Consider the following 21,940-nt stretch of genomic DNA (forward strand, 5'->3'; position numbering starts at 1 on the left):
CATCATGCCCATCACCCTCAACCCCCAGACCGCCTCCCTCGGCGCTCGCACCTGTGTTCCGCCGCTCGTCATTGCGCACCGAGGCGCGTCCGAGCAATGGCCGGAGAACACGATCCCGGCGTTCTCTGCCGGTATCGATCAGGGTGCCGACATGATCGAGATCGACGTGCACCTGAGCCGCGACGGCGAACTCGTCGTCATCCACGACGCCACGCTCGAGCGCACCACCGACGCCCGCACCCTCTACCCCGACCGCACCGATCTCAGCGTCGGCGGGATGAATGCCCCCCAGATCGCCACACTCGACGCCGGCAGCTGGAAAGGCGAGCAGTTCGCAGGAGTGCGGGTGCCCCGCCTCGGCGAGGTGCTCGACTTGGTCCACACCACCCGCACCGGCCTGCTCCTCGAGGTCAAGCATCCGTTCCGGTATCCCGGAATCGCCGAGGTGCTCGCTCGGTCTCTGCAGGCCGATCCTCTCTACCTCGACCGGGCATTGGCCGCGGGCATGCTCGTCGTCCAGTCCGCCGACTGGGGCTTCGTGCGCGAATTCCACGAGCTGCTCCCGGAGATCCCGGTCGGAGTGCTCGGCCGTCCCTGCCCCGATGAGCTCTATGGCTTCGCCGATTGGGTCGACCAGGTCAACCCCGAGTACCTGGCAGCGGACATCGAATACCTCGGCTTCGTCCACCAGCTCGGGATGTCGAGCCTCGTCTGGACGATCGACTCCGACGAAGACATGGAGAAGGCCATCGATGCCGGTTCCGACGGCATCATCACGAATGTGCCCGATCGCCTGATTGCACTCATCGACATCCTCTGACGGGGGTGATGGTCTAATCATTGCTCAATGAGCGTGGGGGCGAGAATTCGAATGGAATGATTCCCCGTCTCTGACGGCGAGCAGAGTGTTCGCAAGGCTGAGTCCCTCGGGCGAATGGGGATGAACGTGTTGGCGCCCCTATGGATACGATTTAGCTGGTAAGACGACGTGCTCTCCCTTTGCTTGGCCCGGCAGTGAAGCGAAATTCGCGGTAACAACTTCTGTGTTGACGCGCCCAGCGAATGTTGATTAAGCTCGAGGTTGACCCACAGATTTCTTTCGAGCGCTTCTACTTGCCGCACTTGCACGAGTTCATAAGGAAACAATGAGAAAACGAGGATTGCGGAAAGCTGCGGCGGGACTCTCGGTCAGCGCGCTGGTGATGATGTCCGTTTCGCCTGCGAGCTCAGCGACGACTTCCACCTGGGCCGGCTGGACGGATTTGGAAGGAGAGAGCCGCGACTACACCGCAAGCATGACGCTGGCCGGACAGCCCGAACTGTCCGCGGACGTCACCTCGGATTCCCGAGCCGGAAGCGTCGGACTCATCAGCGGATCGTCGACTTGGCTGTCCGAAGGTACGCCCGTCGGTGCGAAATACGGGTCTAGTCGCAATCAGCCGTACCTCAACTTGCGTCCGTACGCGGACAGCGCCAGCAGTCCGTCGACGACTACCTACGCTTTCGATTCGCCGACACCGAAATCGGGCTGGTCTTTCGTGCTCGGCGATATCGATGCCGATCAGGTCAGCATCTCGGCGACGACCGCAGAAGGGAATCCGGCGACCTCCGAGGACCTCGGATTCAAGGATGGTTTCAACTACTGCGCCGAAGGCGTAGCTGGGAAACCCTCATGCTCCGGATCTGCCGAGGACGTGCCGCGGTGGGATGAGACCACGCTGACTCTGACAGGCAACGATCAGGCAGAGGATACGTCCGGTGCTGCTGCCTGGTTCGAGCCGAATGTGCCGTTGTCCTCGTTGACCTTCGAATTCACTCGGCGGTCGGGTTTTCCTGTTTATCAGACATGGTTTGTCTCTCAGGCGCGCGACATCACCGGGTCCGTCATCGACGAAGTCGATGGGCCGCTCGGCGGCGTAAAGGTGACGTTGACCGACGCTGATGGTGCGGTCCTCGCGACGACGACGAGTGAGGCCGACGGCAGTTTCGCTTTCCCCGAATGGTTTGCCACCGATGGTTACGTCGTGTCATTCACTGTCCCTGACGGGAAGACCGTCGTCGGCGACGACTCCCAGGCCATCGACCTGAGCGAGGAGGACGGTGTCGCAGACTTCGTCGTCCGCGATGACTCGGACGAAGACCTGGACGCGGCGTCCGATGAGGATGCTGGCTCCGATCCTGACGCGGATACCGCGGCCGACTCGGATGCGGCGTCTGATGAGGATGCGGGTACTGATCCGGATGCGGCGTCTGATGAGGATGCTAACTCCGATCCCGATGCGGCCACCGCTACTGACCCGGACGCGGACACCACGTCTGATCCCGACACCACTTCCGATCAGGAGGCCACCTCCGACGACGCTAGCGATCCGAGCGCAGACTCCGCAGTAGACGTCGCCGCCGAAGCCGATTCCGTTGCAGACAGCGATGACTCTTCTGCCGGAACCGGTTCCGAAGCCGACAGCATGGGCGGGGACGACGTCGACAGTGATTCGGCGGCGGATTCCACTCCCGATCCGACCGATGCTGCGGGTACCGACGACGGCGGAAAGTCCGCAGATGCGGCAGAGGGCACAGGCGCACACGCAGGGGGAACCTCGGGATCTGATTCCTCGTCGAGTTCAGCAGATGGCGCTCGTCTGCCGGTGACCGGCAGCACGGGCCTGCAATACAGTGTCGGTCTCGGTGCGCTTCTCGTCGCCACCGGTCTTGTACTGGTCGTGGCCGTCCGCCGACGTCGCGGCTGACAGATCGAAGACTTCGCCGATGAGTGCGGTGACCGTGCCCCTGCGGTCGCCGCACTCATTTTCGTCACTGGCATGCATCCGGAGCGTGGGGTCCTCTGATATCGGCGTCGTGGCTTCGTCAGCCAGGCCGTTGATGTGGCCAGTGCTGCGGCAGCATCTGAGTTGATTTGCCCCCTCGTCCACGGTCGCGCCGGGGAAGCAGTGCCCGGCCAGCGCCCGCGAACGTACCTCGCCTCAGTCCCCACAGACACACCTCGCGTGCGCGGCCCTGAAGTGAGACGCTGGGTCCATGGCCAACGAACTCGCGTCTTCGACCAGCCCGTACCTCCGCGCGCACGCCGACAATCCCGTGAACTGGCGGATGTGGTCGAAGCAGGCCCTCGCCGAGGCGGCCGACCGTGACGTCCCCGTCCTCATCTCGATCGGCTACTCCACCTGCCACTGGTGCCACGTCATGGCCCACGAATCCTTCGAGGATGAGGCGATCGCGGCCCTGATCAACGAGCATTTCGTCGCGATCAAAATCGACCGCGAGGAGCTGCCCGACATCGACGCCTACTATATGAACGCCCTTCAGGCGATGCGCGGGCAGGGCGGCTGGCCGATGACGATCTTCGCCACCCCCGAGGGCAGCCCCTTCTACGCCGGAACATACTTCCCGCCGGCACCGCGCGGCAATCTGCCCGCGTTCACCCAGGTGCTCTCGGCCGTGTCCCAGACCTGGACGGACAAACGCGCCGAGGTGGCCGAGATGACCCAGCGGATGGACCGCGGCCTGGCCGAAATGGCCACGGCCGTCACCGATGCCCTCCCCGCCGAGGCGACCGCCGAATCGCTCAGCGCCGACGAACTCGATGCGGCCGCCGAGGCCCTGCTCGACTCCTATGACCCCGCCTGGGGCGGATTCGGAACCGCACCGAAGTTCCCGCCGATGATGAACCTCATGCAGCTGTTGGCGGCATTCGTGCGTCTGGGTGGGACCACCTCGGCGAAGGAGTCTGCGCGGGAATCGGGGCGGCTGGACCGCCTCGGCGCGGACGGGCATCTCGAGGGCGAACTGGTCCTCGACTGCCTCATCGCCGTGCGCGGCACCTTCGCGCGCATCGCCAGCGGAGGCATGCGCGATCAGGTGCGCGGCGGGATCGCCCGCTACAGCGTCGACCGGCAGTGGTTCGTGCCGCATTTCGAGAAGATGCTCTATGACAATGCGCTGTACCTGCGCGCCGCCGTGACCTGGGCGAAGGTCGAGCGCGCGCTCAACCCGGCATCGAAATGGCTGGCCCTGGCCGAGCGTGAGATCGCCGATACCGCGGACTTCCTGCTTGAGGATATGCGTGAGGGGCAGCGGTTCATCGCCGCGCTCGACGCGGATTCGCTCAACAGCGCCGGGACGCTCGAAGAGGGTGCGGCGTATGTGCTCACCCCCGAGGGCTTCGCCGAGGTGGGCGACGCCGGCCTGCTGCAGCTCGTCGACTCCCCGGCCGGGGCGGACCTGTCCGGCCAGGTGGTTGCGGCGATCCGGATCATCGACTGGCTGGGCATGGACGACGTGCCCTTCGATGCCGATCACCCGGCGCCGTGGGCGACCGCAGAGACGGCTCGACAGCGGGCAGGCCTGCGGGAGATCTTCGACCGGCGCGATCGCCCGGCCAGAGACGAGAAGGCGATCACCGAGTGGAATTCCTTGGCGATCACTGCCCTCGCCGAGGCGGCCCTGTACTCCGGGGCTGACGCTGTGGGTGCGGATGACAGAGGTGTGGGTAGCCCTGCGGAGCCGATGCTCCCCGACTCGGACCGGTGGGGTCGTGCCGCGGCCGAGGCCTGGGAAGCCATGCATCGCAGCTTCGGTGCGGGGGAGTCCGGGGCGGCACTGGAAGTGCGGCGCAGCTTCACTGGAGAGGTGCCCGGGCCGGGCGCGGCGGGACTGGCCGACTGGGCGCAATTCGTCACTGCCGGACTCACCATTCGACAGTTGGGTGACGGTGGTGAGCCTGCGTCCGCCGAAGGCACTTCGGGGGTCGGGACCGCCTCGTTGGACGAGCTGGCGTCACTGAGCGAGCGGATGTTCGCGGAGTTCACCGCCGAGGGCGAGACCCTCGAAGTGTTCGACTCACTCAGCGACGAGATCCTCACGATCCGATCGTCTGACCCGGTCGACAACACCGTCCCCTCGGGCCGGTCGGCGGCCGCGGAGGTCGCACTGCTCCTCGCCGAGGCGGGAGTCGAGTCGAGCGGTCAGGCGGCTTCGCCGATGGCCGAGGCAGACCCGGATTCGACCGGCAGCCTCACCACCGGTCGGCTGCTCGATCTGCGCGAGCGCCTCCTCGGCGTCTATCGGGCACTCGCGGCCAGAGCTCCGCGCGGCTGCGGTCATGGCCTGTGGCAGGCGGAGCGGGCGCTCGCCCCCGTGCGCGTGGCCAGCCGAGACGCCGATCTGCGGGTGTTGGCGGCCCGCCATCCTGCCGTCACCCTCATCACCGCCTCGAACGGAGTGCCGGATGAGAACGGTCGCGACGTCGCGGTGCCCGCAGGAGCGGCGATCGTCTGCCGCGGAACCGAATGCTCACTGCCGGTGACGACGGCGGACGAGCTGCGGTCCCTGCTGGACGGCTGAAGAGCGGACAGGCATCAGGCGATGCTGTCTGGTCTCAACCCCAGCTCAGGCGCTCGATTCCGGAGAGGACGAGGTCGAGGCCGACGATGAACTCGGACTTCTCATCGAATTTCGCGAACTCGCCGAGCACCGAGTGGACGAAGGGGAACTCCTCTTCGTCGAAGCTCGCCCACCGGTCGATCTGCTCGGCGAACTCGGCCTCGGTGTCCTCCATCGACTCGCGATCGATCGCGCTCTGCGAAACCTCCGCACCCATTCCGGACGCGTAGTTGACCACAGTCAGCGAGGCGTGGAACTGGCTGGTCAGGTCGAGTTCCGTCCTCTGCAGGGCCTGGCCGATCCGTTCCCAGTAGCTGAGTGAATTGTGTTCGTCGGGGCCGGCCTTGATCAGCTGCCCCGCCAGCCAGCGGTGCTCGATCATCTGGACGAACAGACAGAGGACGAGGCGGCGGACGTCCCGCAGCGCCTCGGCGGTGGCGGTGCTCGTAGCCTCCGCCGGGACCATCTCGGGATAGGCGGCGAACACCGGCGGAGTGGCCAATCCGTCGGCAATGAGCGCATCGGCGTCATCGAGGGCGCGACCGAGCAGCTCGTCGGCGACGATCGCCATCAGCTCGTCCTTGCCCGAGGCATACCAGTAGAGGCTCGCGACACCGCTGTCGAGCTGCGCGGCCAACCCTCGCAGGGTCACCTTCTCCGCTCCCACGGCATCGAGGGTGGCGATCGCCGCCTCGATGATCTGGTCGAGCGACAGCGATGCGCGGGTGCGCGACTGCCCGCGACCGCCTCGACGACGGGGATCCTGGCGACCCGAACGACGCATCTGTTCCGACCGTTCGATCCGTTCGGCGCGAGCGGCTCGCGGGTCGAAGGCGCCCGAGCGCGGATCGCGCCCGTCACGGGGATCCCGTCCGGCGCGTGGGTCGCGGCCATCACGCGGGTCGCTTCCGTCACGCGGATTGCTTCCGGCTCGCGGATTGCGAGCTGAGCGGGGAGTGCGCCGGCCGCGCGAGCCCGGGGTTGATTCGCCGCGTGGACGACGGGGTGTGTCGGATGCCATGCCTCGAATCTACCGACCCGCTTGCAATCGATCAAACAGCGTTCTATTCTCGAACAGAGTTCGACAGATCGAACAACGTTCCATAAGCGAACGGGGTTCGATCATGTCTTCCGAAACTCAGCTCTTCCAGACACTCATCTCTTCCGAAGCTCACCTCCTCGGGACCGGATACCGGCCCCTCCCGCCACACGAAAGGCTCCCCATGTCCTCCCCAGCATCCACCACGACTGCGGTGTGCAAACCGCAGAGTCTCCGCGCGGCCTGGCCCGCACTCCTCGCCCTGTGCCTGACCATGCTCGTCGAGATGGTCGATAACTCCATCCTCAACATCGCCCTGCCCACGATCGGCAGAGACCTCGGCGCCTCGCCGACGGACCTCCAATGGATCGTCGGCGCCTACTCCCTGACCTTCGGCGGACTGCTCATGGTCGGCGGCACGATGGGCGACAAACTCGGCCGCAGGCGGACCCTCCTCGTCGGCCTCGCCCTCTTCGGACTGGCCGGCCTGGCCGTCCTCCTCGTCACCACTCCCGTGCAGCTCATCGCGGTGCGGGCGCTCTCCGGGGCCTTCGCTGCGTTCATCGAACCGCTGACGATGTCCCTGATCTTCCGCCTCTTCGACCGCGATGACCTGCGGACGAAGGCGATCGGCATCATCATGGTCGTGTCCATGATCGGCTTCGCCGTCGGCCCGACCCTGGCCGGACTCGCCATCGCCAGCTGGCCCTGGCAGGCGCTGCTCGTCATCAACGCACCCGTGGCCGCCATCGCCTGGATCGGTGTGCGCTTCGGAGTCGCCAAGGACGATCCCGCCGACCGCAGAAGCGGCGGCACCGACGTTGTCGGCGCCGCGCTCTCGGTCGCCTCGCTCGGGTTTCTCCTCTACGGCTTCACCGCCGGAGTCGAGAACGGATGGACCGCCCCTCTGACCATCGCCGTCTTCGCCGCCGGCATCCTCTCACTCGTCGGGTTCATCTGGCGGGAGAAGACTGCGACGGACCCGATGCTCGACCTCAAGCTGCTCGCCCTGCCCACCGTCAGCGGATCGGCGATCCTGCAGACGGCGACGATGATCGCCATGGTCGGCGTCATGTTCGTCTCCACCCAGCTCTACCAGTTCGCATGGGGCTGGTCGGCCCTGCAGGCCGGCCTGGCGAACCTTCCGTTCGTCGCCGGAATGCTCGTCGCCGGGCCCTTCGTCGACCGGGCCGTCGCCCACTTCGGACACCGCAAGACCTCGATCGGGGGCGTGGCGCTCGTGCTCATCAGCCTCGTGATCTGGATCTTCGCCCTCTCCCACGGATTCATCTGGTGTGCCATCGGCATGCTCGTGATGACGATGGGCATGCGCACGATCATGACCACGGGAGCCGTCGCCCTCCTCGGTGCGCTGCCCGAATCGCATACTTCGATCGGCTCGGCGCTCAACGACACCGCTCAGGAGCTCGGCAACGCCGTGGGCGTGGCGATCGTCGGCACGATCATGGCGACGGTGCTCGGCAGCACGCTTCCGCAGGGGGCCTGGGATTCGGCCATGGTCGCCGGGTTCGTCCACTCCCAGCAGATCTCGTTCACCATCCTCGCCGGCATCGTGCTCGTGATGTCGATCTTCGGCATCCGCACGCTCACCGATTCGAAGGAGACCGAAGAGCACTGAGGACCCGGCGTCACTCGACGAGGCGCAGCTCCCGATACCGGTTGAGCGCGGCCGCAATCTCCTGGGGTCGGGGCCGCGTGAGGTGGCCGGGGTGATCCCGATGCCCCGTGAGCCCATCGATTCCCTGAGTGTCGAGCATGCCCTCAATCTCGTCGACAGCCTCAGCCACCGAGGTGCGGCCGTCGAAGATCTCGGCCAGGTACTCCAGGGCCTCGGCGACTCCGGAGGTCTGTTGGGCATCGACGAGCTGCGAGACCGCGACGAGGTCGATGAAGCTCTTGCCGAACTGGATCCGGTCGATGCCTTTGGCCCGCGCGGACTTCGTCTTCGATGCCGGCCGCAGCGCCTTCGCGGTCGGGGTGCGGGGCCCGGGTGTGAGCGCGGGCCCGGCGGGGCCGGAGGGGTCCGCGGGCTGTGTCGCGGCGGTGTCGCCAGCAGACGTTGCCTCAGGAGCTCCCACCAAATCGCGGGCCTGCGCGGTGACATCCCGGGGCACGTAGGCGTCGAGGGCGATGACGTGATCGGCGACTTCGAAGAAAGCGCTCGAACCGCCGGCGACGAGCACCGTGGACACACCTCGGCCGGTGAGCAGGGGGCGGATGCGGTCGACGAACGGGGTGATCGGTTCCCGATCCGCGGGAATGAGGGCCCGCATCCGCTGATCGCGGATCATGAAATTCGTCGCCGAGGTGTCCTCATCGATGAGCAGGCTCCGCGCTCCGGCTTCGACGGCCTCGACGAGGTTGGCCGCCTGGGACGTCGAACCGCTGGCATTCGTGGTGGTGAAGGATCTCGTGTCAGTGGCGGATGGCAGATTGTTGATGAACGGTGAGATGTCGTCTCCGGTGACGGCACGACCATCCTCAGCCCGAATGGAGGTGGCGCTTGGATCGGTGATGACCCATTCGCGCCCGTCGCCGGCGATGTGCGGATACACGCCGCGTTCGAGGGCGCGTAGAATCGTCGACTTGCCGTGATACCCGCCGCCGACGATCACCGTGACCCCGCGCGGGATCGCCATGCCCGTGAGCCGACGGCCGCTGCTCAGCGTCACCGTGTGTTCGAGCTCGGGCGGGCTGGTGAATGCGACGGCATCGGCCGCCGGCATCGGGCGATCCGAATCCCCGGACCGGCGGGGCAGAATTGCACCGTTGCCGACGAAGCCGACCAGATCGGCCTCGCCGAGGTGGTTCCGCAGCTCCAGCTGATCGCGGTGGAGCTGAACATGGTCGTGCAGGCTCTGTGCCGAGGGGTCGGCATCGGCCCACTCCTCGAAGAGGAAGATTCGGCGGGCGAGTCCGGGGAGATCCCGGGTGAGGACGTCGGCGGCCTGATGGCCGAGGATGCGGCGTCCCCGGGCCGGGAGGTTGACGAGGAGTCTGGCTTCGAAGCCGCTGTCGTCGATGAGGATGTTGCTGCGCTCGAGCACTTCCTGCCCCGGGTGGCCGAGGATGATCGCGCGTTGGTCGAGCTTCGACAGTACGGCATTGCCGGCTCGAAGCAGGTAGTCGGCGGCCGCGACCCGGTCCTGCCTGTCTGTGGTGAGATCGGCGGGAAAGCCCGCATCTGCCCTGTCGACTCTGACCCGCACCTTCGAGGGCGAGGCGAAAGGGTCGACCTGCACCCGGTCGATGAACAGCTGGACCGGACCGAACTGGTAGCGACCGCGGATCTGTTTAAAGTTCCCGTAGCTGCGGCCGTCGAGATCGCGCAGGGTGGCGGCAAGATTCGTGCGTGGGGAGTTCATCCCAGAAATGCTACGGGATCGAGTGCAACACGAGCCGATCAACCGAGGCGGGCCGATCAGCCGAGGTGGACTGGGCGGCCGAAGTCGACCGATCGGCCGAGGCAGACCGAACAACCGAGGTCGACCGGTCAGCTTCGGAGATAGAATGCCACGGCGTTGTCCCAGAACACGGCGCTCGCCTCCTCCGGAGTGAGGGTCTCGCGGATGAGGTCGAAGTCGGCATCGGCGAATGGCCGGGCTGCCCGCGTCGACGGCAGATCTGTGCCAACCATCAGGGCGCTCGGGTCGGTGTCGACGATACGACGGACCACCTCGGCGGGGTCGAGGTCGACCCGTCCGAAGCCGGTGGCCTTGACCTTCACTCCGCGCTCGACGAGCCGGAGCAGCGTCGGCAGACCCTCGCTGTGCATGCCCAGATGATCGATGCTCACGGCCGGGAGTCCGGCGATGCGAGCGGCGAGATCCTCGTCGATGGTGCGGGCGTCGATGTAGAGCTCCGAGTGCCATCCCACGAGGTCATGGACGCGCTGGGCGAAGTCCTCGAGTTCGTCGAGTGTCGCCGAACCGCCGCGGGCGACGTTGAATCGCAGCGCCTTGATGCCGGCGTCGTCGAGTGACCTGATCACACCATCGCTGGTCCCCGGCGGCAGCTGGGTGACCCCGACGTAGTTGGGACCCAGCGCCTGAAGCGCCTCGACGAGGTAGCCCTGATCGAACCCCTGGAACGACCCGGAGACGACCGCACCACCGGCGATGTCGATCCCGTGGTCCTCGAGGCTGGAGATGCGGGAGCGATAGTCGCCGACGGTGAACGGGTCCGGCATGAAGCCGTTGTTCTCGATGAGCGGGTGGTTGGGGTCGACTATGTGCAGGTGCGCATCGAAGGCGCGCAGGAGGTCACTCATGCCTTCACCCTACTGCGCCGCCGAGGCGGGGCTCGATGAGCTGAACAAGTAGGGCGCTGAGGAGGCTGAGCAGGCGGCTACGGCGCGGGGAGTGCGCCTCGGTCAACGGTGACGTCGAAAAAGTCGTCTCCCACGACTGAGGCGCGGCTCAGTCAACAGTTACGGCGAAAAAGTCGTCGCACGCGACGTTGTTCTCGACGTAACTGTTGATCGGGCGCCCGGACCGGTCGTCGAAGTAGTTTCCGGTTCCGCCCCATCGGTACCGAACCAAGGTCGGTACCCCGTTGGGGACCCCGGGCCGGCTCACTCCTATAGCGGGAATGCCCGCGCTCTCGCGCTCAGGCTCCCTGCAGGAACGCCTTCGCCGCGGCGCCCAAGGCGACGACGTCGCTGATCGCGACCATCTCACGGGCCGAGTGCATTGAATACAGGGCCGGTCCGACATCGACGGTGGTCATGCCCAGCCGGGTCGCGGTCAGTGGGCCGATCGTCGAACCGCACGGCATCGCATTGTTCGACACGAAATCCTGGTACTCGACCCCGACGGCCGTGCACGCCCGTGACCAGGCGGCCGTGCCCACGGCGTCCGTGGCGTAGCGCTGCTGAGCATTGAGCTTGAGCAGAGGGCCCGCGCCGAGGCGGGGGCGGACATGCGGATCGTGGCGTTCCGGATAGTTCGGGTGGGCGGCATGCCCGGCGTCCGAGGACACGCAGACCGAGCCGGCCAGGGCGGCGAGATAGTCGCTGCGGGTCGATTCGGGGTAGAGGGCTGCGATGATGCGTTCGGTGGCATCGGCGAGGAACGGTCCGCACGCACCGGAGCGTGAGCTCGAACCGATCTCCTCGTGATCGAAGCCGGCGAAGAGCGCAATGCTGTCGAGAGACTCGGCATCGACTGAGGTCAGGGCGGTGATGCCGGCGTGGACGGAGAGCAGGTTGTCCAGCCTCGGCGAGGCGAAGAACTCCTCGGCGGCTCCGAAGAGTCCCGGCGCCTGGACGGGGATCGTGTAGACGTCGTGGCCGACGACGAGCTCGGGATCCACCTCGGCGGAGGCGGCGAGCAGCTCGATGACATCGGCCTCGGCGAGGTCGGCCAGGCCGATGATCGGGGTGGTGTGACGTTGCTTATCCAAGGTCAGGCCCTCGTTGACCTGCCGGTCGAGGTGGATGGCCAGCTGCGGGATGCGCGCGATCGGCCCGGTCCGGGTGAGGACCACACTGCCATCGGCGAGGCTGAGCCTGCCGGTGAAGGCGAGTTCACGGTCGAGCCAGGAGTTGAGCAGAGGGCCGCCGTAGATCTCGACGCCGACCTGCCGGGTGCCCTCGGCGGTGAATTCCTCGCCGGGCTTGAGCTTGAACGCGGGGGAGTCGGTGTGGGAGCCGAAGACGCGGAAGGCAGGGACGGTGCCGTCCGTGGGGTTCGCGGTCGTCACGGAGCCCGGCGCCGAGGCGGCTGTCCCGCCCGTGGGGTTCGACGTCGGGGTGATCCAGGCGATGATCGCGCCGTCGCGGACGACGTAGCTGCGCTGACCCGCCGCAAGCGACCATTTCTCGGATTCCTCGAGCCGGACGAAGCCTGCGGCCTCGAGTCGGGCGGCCGCCGTGGCGACGGCATGATAGGAGCTCGGGGAGGAGCTGATGAAATCGCTCAGATCGTCTGCGACCTGTGCATTCGTCTGGAGTCTTACGTGCGATTCACTCATTTCCACAGCCTATCCTTTGCGGTAGCTTTGACCACAAGGGGTTTGTTCTCTCTTGGCGGCGAACACCGTCGGGGAATACCTCGCCGAACGGCTCGGTTGACCAACACCCGGGTCGTCGGCACCGCACCACCCGCGACAGGTACATCAAGTGCAAGGAGTGTTCGAAGTGAACCAGTTCGTGACCGAATGGAACACGTGGCGGGATTCTCGGAACTCTGCACTGGCGACCCCCTTCGGATGGCTGAGCGTGGTCGGCCTGCACTGGCTCGACGAATCATTGACCTGGCCCGAGGCGCCGGGGACCTTCGCCGTCGAGGACGGCTGGGTGACCGTGACCCTCGAGTCCGGAATCAAGGCCGGACCCGCCGCCGCCACTTTCGACCTGATGGGCCGGGCCGATGCCTCTGAAGAGAGCGACGTCGATGCCCCCGAGGTGCAGGTGCGAGTGACGGACAACGGCTTCAGCGCCAGACTGCCGGCTGGTGGTTCGCTCAACTGGTTCACCATCGGCAGCGTGCTCTACGAACTCATCGACCGCGGCGGTCGCCTGGGCATCCGGGTCCGTGACTCGAAGTCCCCGCTGCTGGGCAAGTTCTTCGAAGTCCCGGTCTTCGACCCCGACCCGTCGTTCGTCTTCCTCGGCAAGTTCACCCGCTTCGACCCTTTCGAGACACACACCATCGAATCCGCCCAAGAGGACCTTACCCTGCAGGCCACCGCCGCCGGCGTCGTCAGCTTCGAGACCGAGGACGGCGAGGTCCGACTCCTGGCCACGGGATGTCCCGCCACCGGACTCCAGCTCGACTTCCACGATTCGACGAACGGTCGGACCACCTCGGCGTGGAGGACGATCGACCTGGGCGTGCCGAATCAGGACGGATCGCTGGTCATCGACTTCAACCGGGCGGTGAACTACCCGTTCGCTTTCACAGCCTTCGCCACCTGCCCCGCCCCGATCGCGGGCAACGTCGTGCCCTTCGACGTCACGGCCGGTGAGCGGCGGCCCCCGTTCTTCTACTCGGATGCCGGGATCAACGTGCCGTTCCTGTTCTACGTCTGGTGGGACGAGGAGAGCGCCGAGGTGACCCGGCCCTGGTATTCCCGCTTCGGCCTCGACATCACCGTGCTCAACCCGAACCTCGACGACGGCGAGGTCTCGCTCGTCGGCTTCGACGGGGTCGCGATGTCCGGGGGCGACCTCAGCCCGCTCGGACGCAAGGCCAGGTCACGCCTGGTCAAGGTGGCCACGGAGGCGCTGACATCGCGCATTCCGGTCATCGGCATCGGCGCCTACGCGGAGTTCGTCATCCGCGCCCAGCGAGAACTGCGCGAACAGGAGGGCTACAGGGACGGCATCGAATCCGAATACGAGCCCTCGGCCGACCGGCTGCTCATCGTGATGAACAACGAACTCGACCCGCGCAGGGCCGGATTCGACATCGTGCACACCGATGCCAGCGGCCTCATCTACGTCGAGATGCCCTTCGACATCCCGCTCGAATCCGAGCGCACGGAGATCGAGGACCTCGAGTCGGCGATGCGGGACAACGCCCCGATCACCAGCTGGCAGGAATTCGACTTCCGCATGGTTTCCCTCATCCGCCAGCATCGCTGACACCACTCCCCACTGCTACCTGACGGGAGCCCAGCCACCTTGCGCGAGGTAGCTGGGCCCCCGTCAGGTAGCAGTGGGAGGGTGAGAGACCTGGGCAGTCCTACCAGATGGTCACGCGCTGCTCGGGGGCGAGGTACATGTCGTCGGCCTCGGTGACTCCGTAGGTGTCGTGGAAGGCGGTCATGTTCTTCACGACCTGGTTGCAGCGGAATTCCTCGGGGGCATGCGGGTCGATCGAGAGCCGGCGCACGCGCTCCTCGGTGCGCATCTTCGACCGCCATGCCTTCGCCCAGGCTTCGAAGAAGGTTCGTGCCTGTTCCCGACTCGGCGTCACGCCCAGTTCGAGTTCGAGGGCCTTCCAGCCGATGGAGAGTCCACCCAGGTCGCCGATGTTCTCACCGACGGTCAGCGCCCCGTTGACGTGCTGCGAAGCCTCGAGCCCGGCGGGCACCAGTGCCTCGTACTGGGCGATGAGGGCATTCGTGCGCTGCTCGAAGAGTTCCCGGTCCGACTCGGTCCACCAGTCGACGAGGTTGCCGTCGCCGTCATAGCGTGAGCCCTGATCGTCGAAGCCGTGCCCGATCTCGTGGCCGATGACCGCCCCGATCGCTCCGAAGTTCGCCGCCACATCGCCGGAAGCGTCGAAGAACGGGGGCTGGAGGATCGCGGCGGGGAAGACGATCTCGTTCATCACCGGGTGGTAGTAGGCGTTGACGGTCTGCGGGGTCATCAGCCATTCGGTGCGGTCGATCGGTCCGCCGATCCGGCGCACCTGCCGCTCGTGTTCGGCACGTGCGCAGCGGCGCACATTGCCGACGAGGTCGCCCCCATCGATGGCCGCCGGGTACTCGCGCCACACCTCGGGGTAGCCGACCTTCGGGGTGAATTTCGAGAGCTTGACCAGGGCGCGTTCCTTGGTCTCCGCGCTCATCCAGTCGAGTTCGGTGATCGACTTCTCGTAGGCCTCGATGAGCCTGGCCACGAGGTGGTCGATGGCGTCCTTGGCCGCCGGTGGGAACTCGGCTGCGACGTAGAGTTTGCCCACAGCCTCACCGAGGAGGCCCTGCACGAGCCCGACCCCGCGCTTCCAGCGTTCCCGCAGCTCAGGGGTGCCGGAGAGGGTGCGGGAGTTGAAGTCGAAGTTCTCTTCGACGAACTCGTCGGCCAGCAGTGAGGCAGTGTCGGAGACGACGACGAAGCGCAGCCAGGTCTTGATCGTCTCGAGGTCGGTCTCGGCCCACACCTTGGCGATGCCGGTGACGAACGAGGGCTGTCCGATGACGAGGTAGCGCAGATCCGCAGCCTCGGCGGTGAGCACCCCGAGCCATGAGTCGAAGTCGAATTCGGGGCCGAGGTCGCTCAGTTCGGAGATCGAGACCTTGTTGTAGGTCTTCTCCGCGTCCCGGCAGGCGACCCGGTCCCAATGGTGGCGGGCCAGGGCGGTTTCGAACGCCATCACCTTGGCGGCCACCTCGTCGTCGGAGATTCCGCTCTTCTCACCGAGGCCTGCCAGGGCGGACATCTTCTGCACGTGCGCGAGGAACTTCGCGCGCACCTCGGCGTGGTCGTCGTTGAAGTAGTAGTCCTCGTCGGGCAGGGAGATGCCGGCCTGGTCGAGGTAGAGGGCGTAGACGTCGGAGTCTTTCGCGTCGGCGGTGACATAGCCACCGAGCACCCCGCCGATGCCTTCGATCTCGAAACGGGCGAGCAGTGCGGCGAGTTCGGACTTGTCCTCGGCGGCGTCGATCGCCGCGAACGAGGAGTCCAGGGGGTGCACGCCGAGTTCGTTGATCCGGTCGACGTCCATGAAGGAGGTGAAGAGGTCGGCGACCTTCTGGCCTTCGCTGCCGGGTTCCTGCACGGAGTCGGACACGGAGGTGATGATGTCGCGGACCTTGGTCTCCGCGGTGTCGAAGAGCTCCCGCATGGCCCCGTCACCGGCGCGGTCGCCGGGGATGGTGAAGGAGTCGATCCACTCGCCGTTGATGTGCCGGTACAGGTCGTCCTGCGGGCGCGCGGCCGACGTTTCGGGACGCGCCGAGGCGTTCGGAGTTTCAGAAGTCATGGTGCAACAGTATCGTGATCATGAGGGCGAATGTGCCGAAAGAACCGGGCCGGTCCGCGCACCGAAGGACCTTCGCAGGCGATGAGGAGGAACATATGAGTATGGCATCTGTGGTGTTCGTATGCACGGGCAACATCTGCCGCTCGGTCACGGCCGAACGCGTGCTCGAGCATCATCTCGAGATCAACGGTGCCACGGCAGTCGTCGACTCCGCCGGCATCAGCGACGAGGAGGCCGGCAACCCCATCGACCCACGTCAGGCGCGTGTGCTCGAGGCTGCCGGGTACCGCACGGATGATCATGCGGCGCGGCAGATCACGCCCGAATGGCTGGCCGAGCGTGACGTCGCGATTGCGATGACGGCCCGCCACTACCGTGCCCTGCAGGAGATCATTCGGGACCTGCCCGCCGAGGCGGTTCCGGAGCTGCGGATGCTGCGTGAGTTCGATCCGCGGGTGAGCGGAGCCCGCGCCGAGGCGAGTGGAGGTGCCGAGGCGGGTGCCGCAGGTGCCCCCGCGACCGACGTGCCGGACCCGTGGGGCGGGGAATTGCAGGATTTCGAAGAAACTCTTGAGACAATAGAGGTGTCCGTGCCAGGAATCACAGATCATCTGCTCTCGTTGGCGACGCAGTCTCGGTGATACTGAAGGCAGGATGGCAGAAGATGAAGATTTTCGTTGAAGGAGAATATGACATGACTCGATCACGGTGGACGGCTTTCAGGTTGGGCTTCGCGGCCCTGCTGGTGGCTGCCTTGAGTGTCTTCGCCTTTGCTCCTGCCAGTGCCCACGACCAGCTGGTGTCCTCGAATCCCGAGGACGGTGCCGAGCTCGACCAGCAGCCCGAATGGCTCGAGATGACCTTCTCCGGAAACATTCAGGAGGTCGGCTCCGAGGTGCAGGTCGTCGTCGACGGCACCGACGTCTCTGCCGGTGAGCTCACCGTCGACGGCAAGAAGCTGTCCGTGGCTCTGCCCGACAATCTCAAGCCCGGTGACTACAAGGTGACCTGGCGCGTCGTGTCCCAGGACGGCCATCCGATCTCCGGCGACTATGACTTCAACATCAAGGACTCCGAGGGTGCCGGCGGTTCCGTCGAGGAGACCACGCAGGCCGGACTCGGCGGCGGGGTCGTCGACGAGCCGGGCAAGGACACCGAGGAGCGCGGTGAGATCGGCGAGTCCGCCGATTCCGACTCGGGCATGTCGACCCCGATGATCGTGCTGCTCGCCGTGGGCGGTCTGGCGATCATCGTCATCGTCGTCCTCCTCATGCGCCGCAAGGCCCAGGGCCTGCCCGGCACCAAGGGCGACGACTCCGGTTCGGGCCCCGGGGGAGACCCCAAAAACGGCTGATCTGACGGACGACCCCTGATCCCACAGAGGATCTCCACCGATGCCGAGGCCTCGGTCATTTTGTGGGGTCGGTTGGGCGGGCGAGCGACGTGGCCGGGTTCGGTCGCCGGTTCCGGCGGGCGGACGACGGCGGCCGATCCCGGCGGATCATGGTCGCTGACGATCCGATGGTGTGCCCGAACGCTCAGGACTCCGGGTCGAAGCTGAGCAGTCGGTCATCGCCGTCCCCGGGGTCGCCACGGCCGTCGGTGTTGTTCGTCAGCACTTGCAGCGACCCGTCGGGAGCAACGGCGATGTCGCGCAGGCGTCCGTGTTCGCCGGCCCAGTCCTCGGTCGAGTCTGCGAGATCGTCGAGCGGAATCTCGCGCAGGCGTTCGCCGCGGAGGTTGGCGATGAAGATGCTGTCCTCGGTGATGGCCATGCCGCTGGGGCTCGCCTCATCGGGCGACCACTGCTGGACCGGGTCGATGAAGTCGCCCGAGCCGCTGTTGCCGGAATCCCCGCCGTTCTCCCCGGCGATGCCTTCGACCTCGGGCCAGCCGTAGTTGCCGCCGGCTTCGATGACGTTGAGTTCGTCCCAGGTGTCCTGCCCGAATTCCGAGGCGTACATGGTGCCTTCGGAGTCCCAGGCGATGCCCTGCGGGTTCCGGTGACCGTAGCTGTAGACGAGTGAGTCGTCGAAGGGATTGTCCTCGGGGGCATCCCCATCTGTGGTCATGCGCAGAATCTTGCCCGACAGGGCTTCGCGGTCCTGCGCGCTGTCTCGGTCGCCGGTGTCGCCGAGGGTGGCGTAGAGCATGTCGTCGGGCCCGAAGGCGAGCCGTCCGCCGTTGTGGAAGTTCGCCGTCGGGAGTCCGTCGAGAACGGTCTCGGGTTCTCCCAGCGAGAGGCTTCCGGGGTCGCCGGATATTGCGAACCTTTCGATGCGGTTCTCTCCGTCGGCGGCGTAGTAGGCGAAGAGTTCGTCATCTTGGACGGCCAGGCCGTGGAGGCCCGATTCGCCCTGTGCCGAGACGTCGTCGAGGCGAGTGATCTCGCGGGCCTCGCCATTCGCGCTCAGTTCGAGGATGCGCCCGGAGTCGCGTTCGCTGATCAGCGGTGTGTCTCCGACATAGGCGATCGACCATGGTGCCTCGAGCCCGGAGGCGATAGCTTCGCCCGAGGCGACTTCAGCCCCGGAGGCCGTGCCTCCGGTTGAGTCCGTGCCCGTCCCGGTTCCGGAATCCGCCGCCGAGGTGGTGCCCGAGTCCTGCTCGCCCGTGCCCTGATCGTCGCCCCCGGACCCCGAGGAACACGCAGCCAGCAGGCTCGCCAACATGGCCGCGGCCCCGGTGCGGAACAGGTCGATTCGTGTCTGTCTGTTCTGTCTGCCTGGATGAGTCACGATCTGCGGTGTCCTTTCGTGAGTTGCGACAGCTGCCGCTTGGGAAGCTAACTGTTGTCAGCTCATCAGCGTGATTTCCGTGCTGGTCGGGGAGTTGACGATGACATATCCCATCTCGCCTAGAGCGGTGCTGATTGCCAGCTCCTGTCCAGCGGGGAAATTCTGTGGTCCAGATTCGCCAAAGATGTAGTAGCCGTCTTGCCGAAACGCGGATCCGAAGCGCAACGGTGCCGCAAGTCCAACTCGTTGGGAACTGTGAACGACTGCGGCAAGGGACTGCGTCCGTATGTAACTGCCGTATCCGCCGGTAAGTTCCCCCGGTACGACACCTGCCATCAAAGCGCTTCCCGACCGCAGATCGGTCAGTTCTGCAGCGGTCGGAATTTCCAGGGCAACTAGCGTCCTGCTGGCCACCTCTTCTCGCCTCACCCAGCTTCTACCGACAAGCAGACTGCTGAATGATTCGAGAACGGCGCCGAATCGATCTTCTGCCGTATTGAGAGTGCCCTCTGGAGCTGAAAGATCAAAGCGCCCAGAACTGCTGGAGAAGTACCAAGATCCTTGTGGCGTTCCATCCTGCAGGAAGCGGCTGTGACAGCGGAATACCGTGTCTCCTTTTCGCAGAGTCTTGGGCTCGATCGCCAGCGCCGATCCATCAGAGAGATTCCATTTGGTGTAGGAGCGACTTCTCTTGTTCACTCACGCCGCCCATGCCGAAGCGTCTGCCCTGGCCGCAGCGAGAACTGATTCCGCATCACCTGAGCGGAGACTGTCGATCGGACGCTGACTGTACAACTCGGGGTGGGGGTGAACAAGCCAGTCCAATACGGTCCATTCGGTGGCGACATGAGGGAGCATTAGCTGGAGGATGGGCTTCAGCGCCGGGAGGACGTCTCCGGACTCGAACTGCAGTTCCGGGTAGGCGTTCCGGCCATCTGCGGTCTTCACACGCAGGATGGTGTTTCGACCCACGCGGCCGGTCAATGCCTGACGGTTCTCCAGGCCCAGCAGACGCATCGTTCGTTCGGTCGTATAGAACGGCCCGTACAGTCGATCATGGGCCTCCTTGGCTGCGTCGTCCTGGAGCTCTTCCTCCAGCTCGACCAGAAAAGGACCGAGCTTCTGCGCCGCGATCTCCTTCTGCCTTGGCGTATCCAGGCCGCTCACCATGGAAGCCAACTGCTGCGCCATCTCTCCAGCCCCGACCGCTTTGCGCCGCCGTGTCGCTTGGCGAGGCTGCTCGTAACCGTGTGCAGATGTCATGATCAGGACCTCCGTTTACAGTCTACTTGCAATGTAAACGTTTGAGAAGATCTGGCTTCCAACTCTCCGGGCGCCTGACGCCTAGACGACCCACCCTCAGCTGTTGATGACCCCGGTGGCGGTGGTGGCGATGAAGACCGCGGTGACGGCCGCCGTGACCGCGTAGGTCACCGACTCCACGGCCGCAGAGACGGCGACCGACCCCCAATTCGAGTTCTGGATCTCGGTCGCTCGCTTCTTGATCTCCTTGCTCCACGGCAGCGGCGGTTTGAGATTGTCGAGTACGCCGGCCGCGGACAGCAGTGCGATGATCGCACCGGTGTGCTCGTCGGGATCCTTCTGCCCCTCGAGAACCTCGGTGATGGTCGAACGCAGAGCCGACTCGGGGCGGGGATCCTTCTCCGGCCATTGCGTGGTCGTGAAGACCCAGAGCGACTTCGTCTTCTCCTTCTCGGTGATCCCGCGCTCGACCAGCCGTTCGAGGACGGTCTCGGCGATCTTCGGGAACTCGTTCTCGACGAACTTCGACACCTTCTGCTCGTCATCACCGAGAGCGGCGAGAGCCTCGGCGAGCAGGCCTTCGTCGGGTGCAGTACCCCCACGACTTCCGGTCGCTTTCACCCACGAGGTCTTCTTCTCCTGCCGGACATCGAGGTATCCGCCGGTCGCGAGTTCGATGAGGAGTGCACCGACGAGCGGGTAGCGTGCGTTTTCGAGTTCGAAGGCGACCTTGCCGCTGTCGGGGAGCATGAGCAGCATGACCTCCTCGGCGATGAGCAGTCTGTTGTTCAGGGGAGCGGTCGTGGACATGGCGGGCCTTTCGACGGGCTACGGCTGACGATCACCACTGTAGTCGGGCGCCGCCTGCGAACAACAGGGGCAGAAGTCACCCCACCAGCCGCACGTGCGCGGCGAGGCCGGTGTCCTCGGCGGTGAGCGCCCGCGCCGTGTCGAGGATCGTCGAGCGCATCGCCGCCGCGGCCATCGTCGGGCGCACATCGGCACGGGTGGCGAGGCTGACGGTGCGGGTCAGACGCGGCTCGACCAACTCCGCCGAAGCCAGCTGGGGCCGGTCGACGAGGACCATGGCCGGGACCACGGCGACGCCGAGCCCGCGCTCGACGAAACGGAGCACCGCATCCATCTCCGCCCCCTCAACGAGGATGTTCGGTGCCAACCCGGCCGAATCGAAGGCCGCCGAGGTGGCCTCCCTGAGGTCGTATCCGTGATGGAACAGCACCTGGGGAAGATCGGCCACCTCGGCGAGGGTGACCGTGTCACTGGTCAGCAGCTCGCCCCCGGCCGCGGCGATGACCACAAGGTCCTCCCCGAGCACCCCCTGCAGGCGCAGTCGGGGCATCTGCGCCGCCGGACCTAAAGTCCGGGTGATGAGCGCGAGGTCGAGCTCGCCGGCGCCGAGGGCCTCGATGACCTCGCGGGAGCCCTTCTCCATGAGTTCGAGCTCGATGCCCGGGTGTTCGGCGTGGAACCGACTGATCGCCTCGGCGACGAGGCTGACACACAGCGTCGGGGTCGCGCCGAGGCGGATGCGCCCCTTCCGCAGACCAGCGAGCTCATCCATGTCACGCCGGACCGCCTCGGCGTCGGCGAGCATCCGACGAGCCGTCGGCAGCAGCGTCTCGCCCGCCGCGGTCAGGGAGATGTGCCCGTGGGCACGGTGGAAGAGCTCGGCGCCGAGCTCCTTCTCCAGGGTGGAGATCTGCCTCGACAGCGAGGGCTGAGCGAGGTGGAGGTTGGTAGCTGCCCTCGTGAAATGGCCGGTGGCGGCGACCTCGACGAAACTCGCGAGTTGGTCCAGATTCATG

At 66.0% G+C, this 21,940-nt stretch carries 17 protein-coding genes; 7 read left to right on the forward strand and 10 right to left on the reverse strand.

Annotated elements, in window-relative coordinates; genetic code table 11:
* Positions 1-4: 4 nt before the first annotated feature.
* From CV023_RS17620 to CV023_RS17630, 3 genes are all read left to right on the forward strand, one after another.
* Complete coding sequence (locus tag CV023_RS17620) at positions 5-820, forward strand: glycerophosphodiester phosphodiesterase (protein ID WP_230748345.1); 816 nt, start codon at positions 5-7, stop codon at positions 818-820.
* A gap of 325 nt (positions 821-1,145) precedes the next feature.
* Positions 1,146-2,747: an MSCRAMM family adhesin SdrC gene (locus CV023_RS17625; RefSeq protein WP_230748347.1), complete on the forward strand. Its 1,602-nt coding sequence runs from the start codon at positions 1,146-1,148 to the stop codon at positions 2,745-2,747.
* Positions 2,748-3,036: 289 nt separating this feature from the next.
* On the forward strand, positions 3,037-5,361 hold the full coding sequence (locus CV023_RS17630; protein WP_230748349.1) for a thioredoxin domain-containing protein: 2,325 nt from the start codon (positions 3,037-3,039) through the stop codon (positions 5,359-5,361).
* Between the two features lie 34 nt (positions 5,362-5,395).
* Here CV023_RS17630 and CV023_RS17635 read toward each other — a convergent pair whose 3' ends face one another.
* Positions 5,396-6,421, reverse strand: a complete 1,026-nt coding sequence (locus CV023_RS17635; protein ID WP_230748350.1) for a TetR/AcrR family transcriptional regulator — start codon at positions 6,419-6,421, stop codon at positions 5,396-5,398.
* Positions 6,422-6,623: 202 nt separating this feature from the next.
* On the opposite strand from CV023_RS17635, the gene CV023_RS17640 reads away from it, so the two are divergent.
* Complete coding sequence (locus tag CV023_RS17640; RefSeq protein ID WP_230748352.1) at positions 6,624-8,078, forward strand: MFS transporter; 1,455 nt, start codon at positions 6,624-6,626, stop codon at positions 8,076-8,078.
* A gap of 10 nt (positions 8,079-8,088) precedes the next feature.
* Here the strand turns inward: CV023_RS17640 and CV023_RS17645 are convergent, their stop codons facing one another.
* The 3 genes from CV023_RS17645 to CV023_RS17655 form a co-directional block, all read right to left on the reverse strand.
* Positions 8,089-9,825, reverse strand: coding sequence for an ABC-ATPase domain-containing protein (locus CV023_RS17645; RefSeq protein WP_230748354.1), 1,737 nt, complete (start codon positions 9,823-9,825; stop codon positions 8,089-8,091).
* 128 nt (positions 9,826-9,953) lie between these two features.
* The gene (locus CV023_RS17650; protein WP_230748356.1) at positions 9,954-10,730 is read right to left on the reverse strand and encodes an amidohydrolase family protein; all 777 of its coding nucleotides are present in this window, start codon (positions 10,728-10,730) and stop codon (positions 9,954-9,956) included.
* Between the two features lie 338 nt (positions 10,731-11,068).
* Positions 11,069-12,433 carry a M18 family aminopeptidase gene (locus CV023_RS17655; RefSeq protein ID WP_230748358.1) on the reverse strand — a complete coding sequence of 455 codons (1,365 nt, stop codon included), beginning with the start codon at positions 12,431-12,433 and terminating at the stop codon, positions 11,069-11,071.
* A 166-nt stretch (positions 12,434-12,599) separates the two neighbouring features.
* Here CV023_RS17655 and CV023_RS17660 point away from each other — a divergent pair, with 166 nt between their 5' ends.
* Positions 12,600-14,048 (forward strand): DUF1684 domain-containing protein, encoded by a 1,449-nt coding sequence (locus CV023_RS17660; protein ID WP_230748359.1) that lies wholly within the window; start codon positions 12,600-12,602, stop codon positions 14,046-14,048.
* Between the two features lie 100 nt (positions 14,049-14,148).
* On the opposite strand, the gene CV023_RS17665 is transcribed toward CV023_RS17660, so the two are convergent.
* A complete protein-coding gene (locus CV023_RS17665; protein ID WP_230748361.1) occupies positions 14,149-16,113 on the reverse strand; it encodes a M13 family metallopeptidase in 1,965 nt (654 codons plus the stop codon).
* 95 nt (positions 16,114-16,208) lie between these two features.
* On the opposite strand from CV023_RS17665, the gene CV023_RS17670 reads away from it, so the two are divergent.
* Positions 16,209-16,754 (forward strand): low molecular weight protein-tyrosine-phosphatase, encoded by a 546-nt coding sequence (locus tag CV023_RS17670; protein ID WP_230748363.1) that lies wholly within the window; start codon positions 16,209-16,211, stop codon positions 16,752-16,754.
* Between the two features lie 53 nt (positions 16,755-16,807).
* Positions 16,808-17,467 (forward strand): copper resistance CopC family protein, encoded by a 660-nt coding sequence (locus CV023_RS17675; protein ID WP_230748365.1) that lies wholly within the window; start codon positions 16,808-16,810, stop codon positions 17,465-17,467.
* Positions 17,468-17,651: 184 nt separating this feature from the next.
* On the opposite strand, the gene CV023_RS17680 is transcribed toward CV023_RS17675, so the two are convergent.
* The 5 genes from CV023_RS17680 to CV023_RS17700 form a co-directional block, all read right to left on the reverse strand.
* Positions 17,652-18,851 (reverse strand): PQQ-dependent sugar dehydrogenase, encoded by a 1,200-nt coding sequence (locus tag CV023_RS17680; protein ID WP_230748367.1) that lies wholly within the window; start codon positions 18,849-18,851, stop codon positions 17,652-17,654.
* A gap of 57 nt (positions 18,852-18,908) precedes the next feature.
* A complete protein-coding gene (locus CV023_RS17685; protein ID WP_230748369.1) occupies positions 18,909-19,550 on the reverse strand; it encodes a hypothetical protein in 642 nt (213 codons plus the stop codon).
* On the reverse strand, positions 19,551-20,114 hold the full coding sequence (locus CV023_RS17690; protein WP_230748371.1) for a hypothetical protein: 564 nt from the start codon (positions 20,112-20,114) through the stop codon (positions 19,551-19,553).
* A 96-nt stretch (positions 20,115-20,210) separates the two neighbouring features.
* Complete coding sequence (locus CV023_RS17695; RefSeq protein WP_230748373.1) at positions 20,211-20,924, reverse strand: GOLPH3/VPS74 family protein; 714 nt, start codon at positions 20,922-20,924, stop codon at positions 20,211-20,213.
* A 76-nt stretch (positions 20,925-21,000) separates the two neighbouring features.
* On the reverse strand, positions 21,001-21,939 hold the full coding sequence (locus CV023_RS17700) for a LysR family transcriptional regulator (protein WP_230748375.1): 939 nt from the start codon (positions 21,937-21,939) through the stop codon (positions 21,001-21,003).
* Between the last annotated feature and the right edge of the window lies 1 nt (position 21,940).

The sequence above is a fragment of the Brevibacterium sp. CCUG 69071 genome, assembly GCF_021023135.1.
Taxonomy (GTDB): Bacteria; Actinomycetota; Actinomycetes; order Actinomycetales; family Brevibacteriaceae; genus Brevibacterium.

Coding starts and splice junctions, on each gene's coding strand:
- CV023_RS17620 (WP_230748345.1), top strand. CDS start 5: ATGCCCATCACCCTCAACCCCCAGACCGCCTCCCTCGGCGCTCGCACC.
- CV023_RS17625 (WP_230748347.1), top strand. CDS start 1,146: ATGAGAAAACGAGGATTGCGGAAAGCTGCGGCGGGACTCTCGGTCAGC.
- CV023_RS17630 (WP_230748349.1), top strand. CDS start 3,037: ATGGCCAACGAACTCGCGTCTTCGACCAGCCCGTACCTCCGCGCGCAC.
- CV023_RS17635 (WP_230748350.1), bottom strand. CDS start 6,421: ATGGCATCCGACACACCCCGTCGTCCACGCGGCGAATCAACCCCGGGC.
- CV023_RS17640 (WP_230748352.1), top strand. CDS start 6,624: ATGTCCTCCCCAGCATCCACCACGACTGCGGTGTGCAAACCGCAGAGT.
- CV023_RS17645 (WP_230748354.1), bottom strand. CDS start 9,825: ATGAACTCCCCACGCACGAATCTTGCCGCCACCCTGCGCGATCTCGAC.
- CV023_RS17650 (WP_230748356.1), bottom strand. CDS start 10,730: ATGAGTGACCTCCTGCGCGCCTTCGATGCGCACCTGCACATAGTCGAC.
- CV023_RS17655 (WP_230748358.1), bottom strand. CDS start 12,433: ATGAGTGAATCGCACGTAAGACTCCAGACGAATGCACAGGTCGCAGAC.
- CV023_RS17665 (WP_230748361.1), bottom strand. CDS start 16,113: ATGACTTCTGAAACTCCGAACGCCTCGGCGCGTCCCGAAACGTCGGCC.
- CV023_RS17670 (WP_230748363.1), top strand. CDS start 16,209: ATGAGTATGGCATCTGTGGTGTTCGTATGCACGGGCAACATCTGCCGC.
- CV023_RS17675 (WP_230748365.1), top strand. CDS start 16,808: ATGACTCGATCACGGTGGACGGCTTTCAGGTTGGGCTTCGCGGCCCTG.
- CV023_RS17690 (WP_230748371.1), bottom strand. CDS start 20,114: ATGACATCTGCACACGGTTACGAGCAGCCTCGCCAAGCGACACGGCGG.
- CV023_RS17695 (WP_230748373.1), bottom strand. CDS start 20,924: ATGTCCACGACCGCTCCCCTGAACAACAGACTGCTCATCGCCGAGGAG.
- CV023_RS17700 (WP_230748375.1), bottom strand. CDS start 21,939: ATGAATCTGGACCAACTCGCGAGTTTCGTCGAGGTCGCCGCCACCGGC.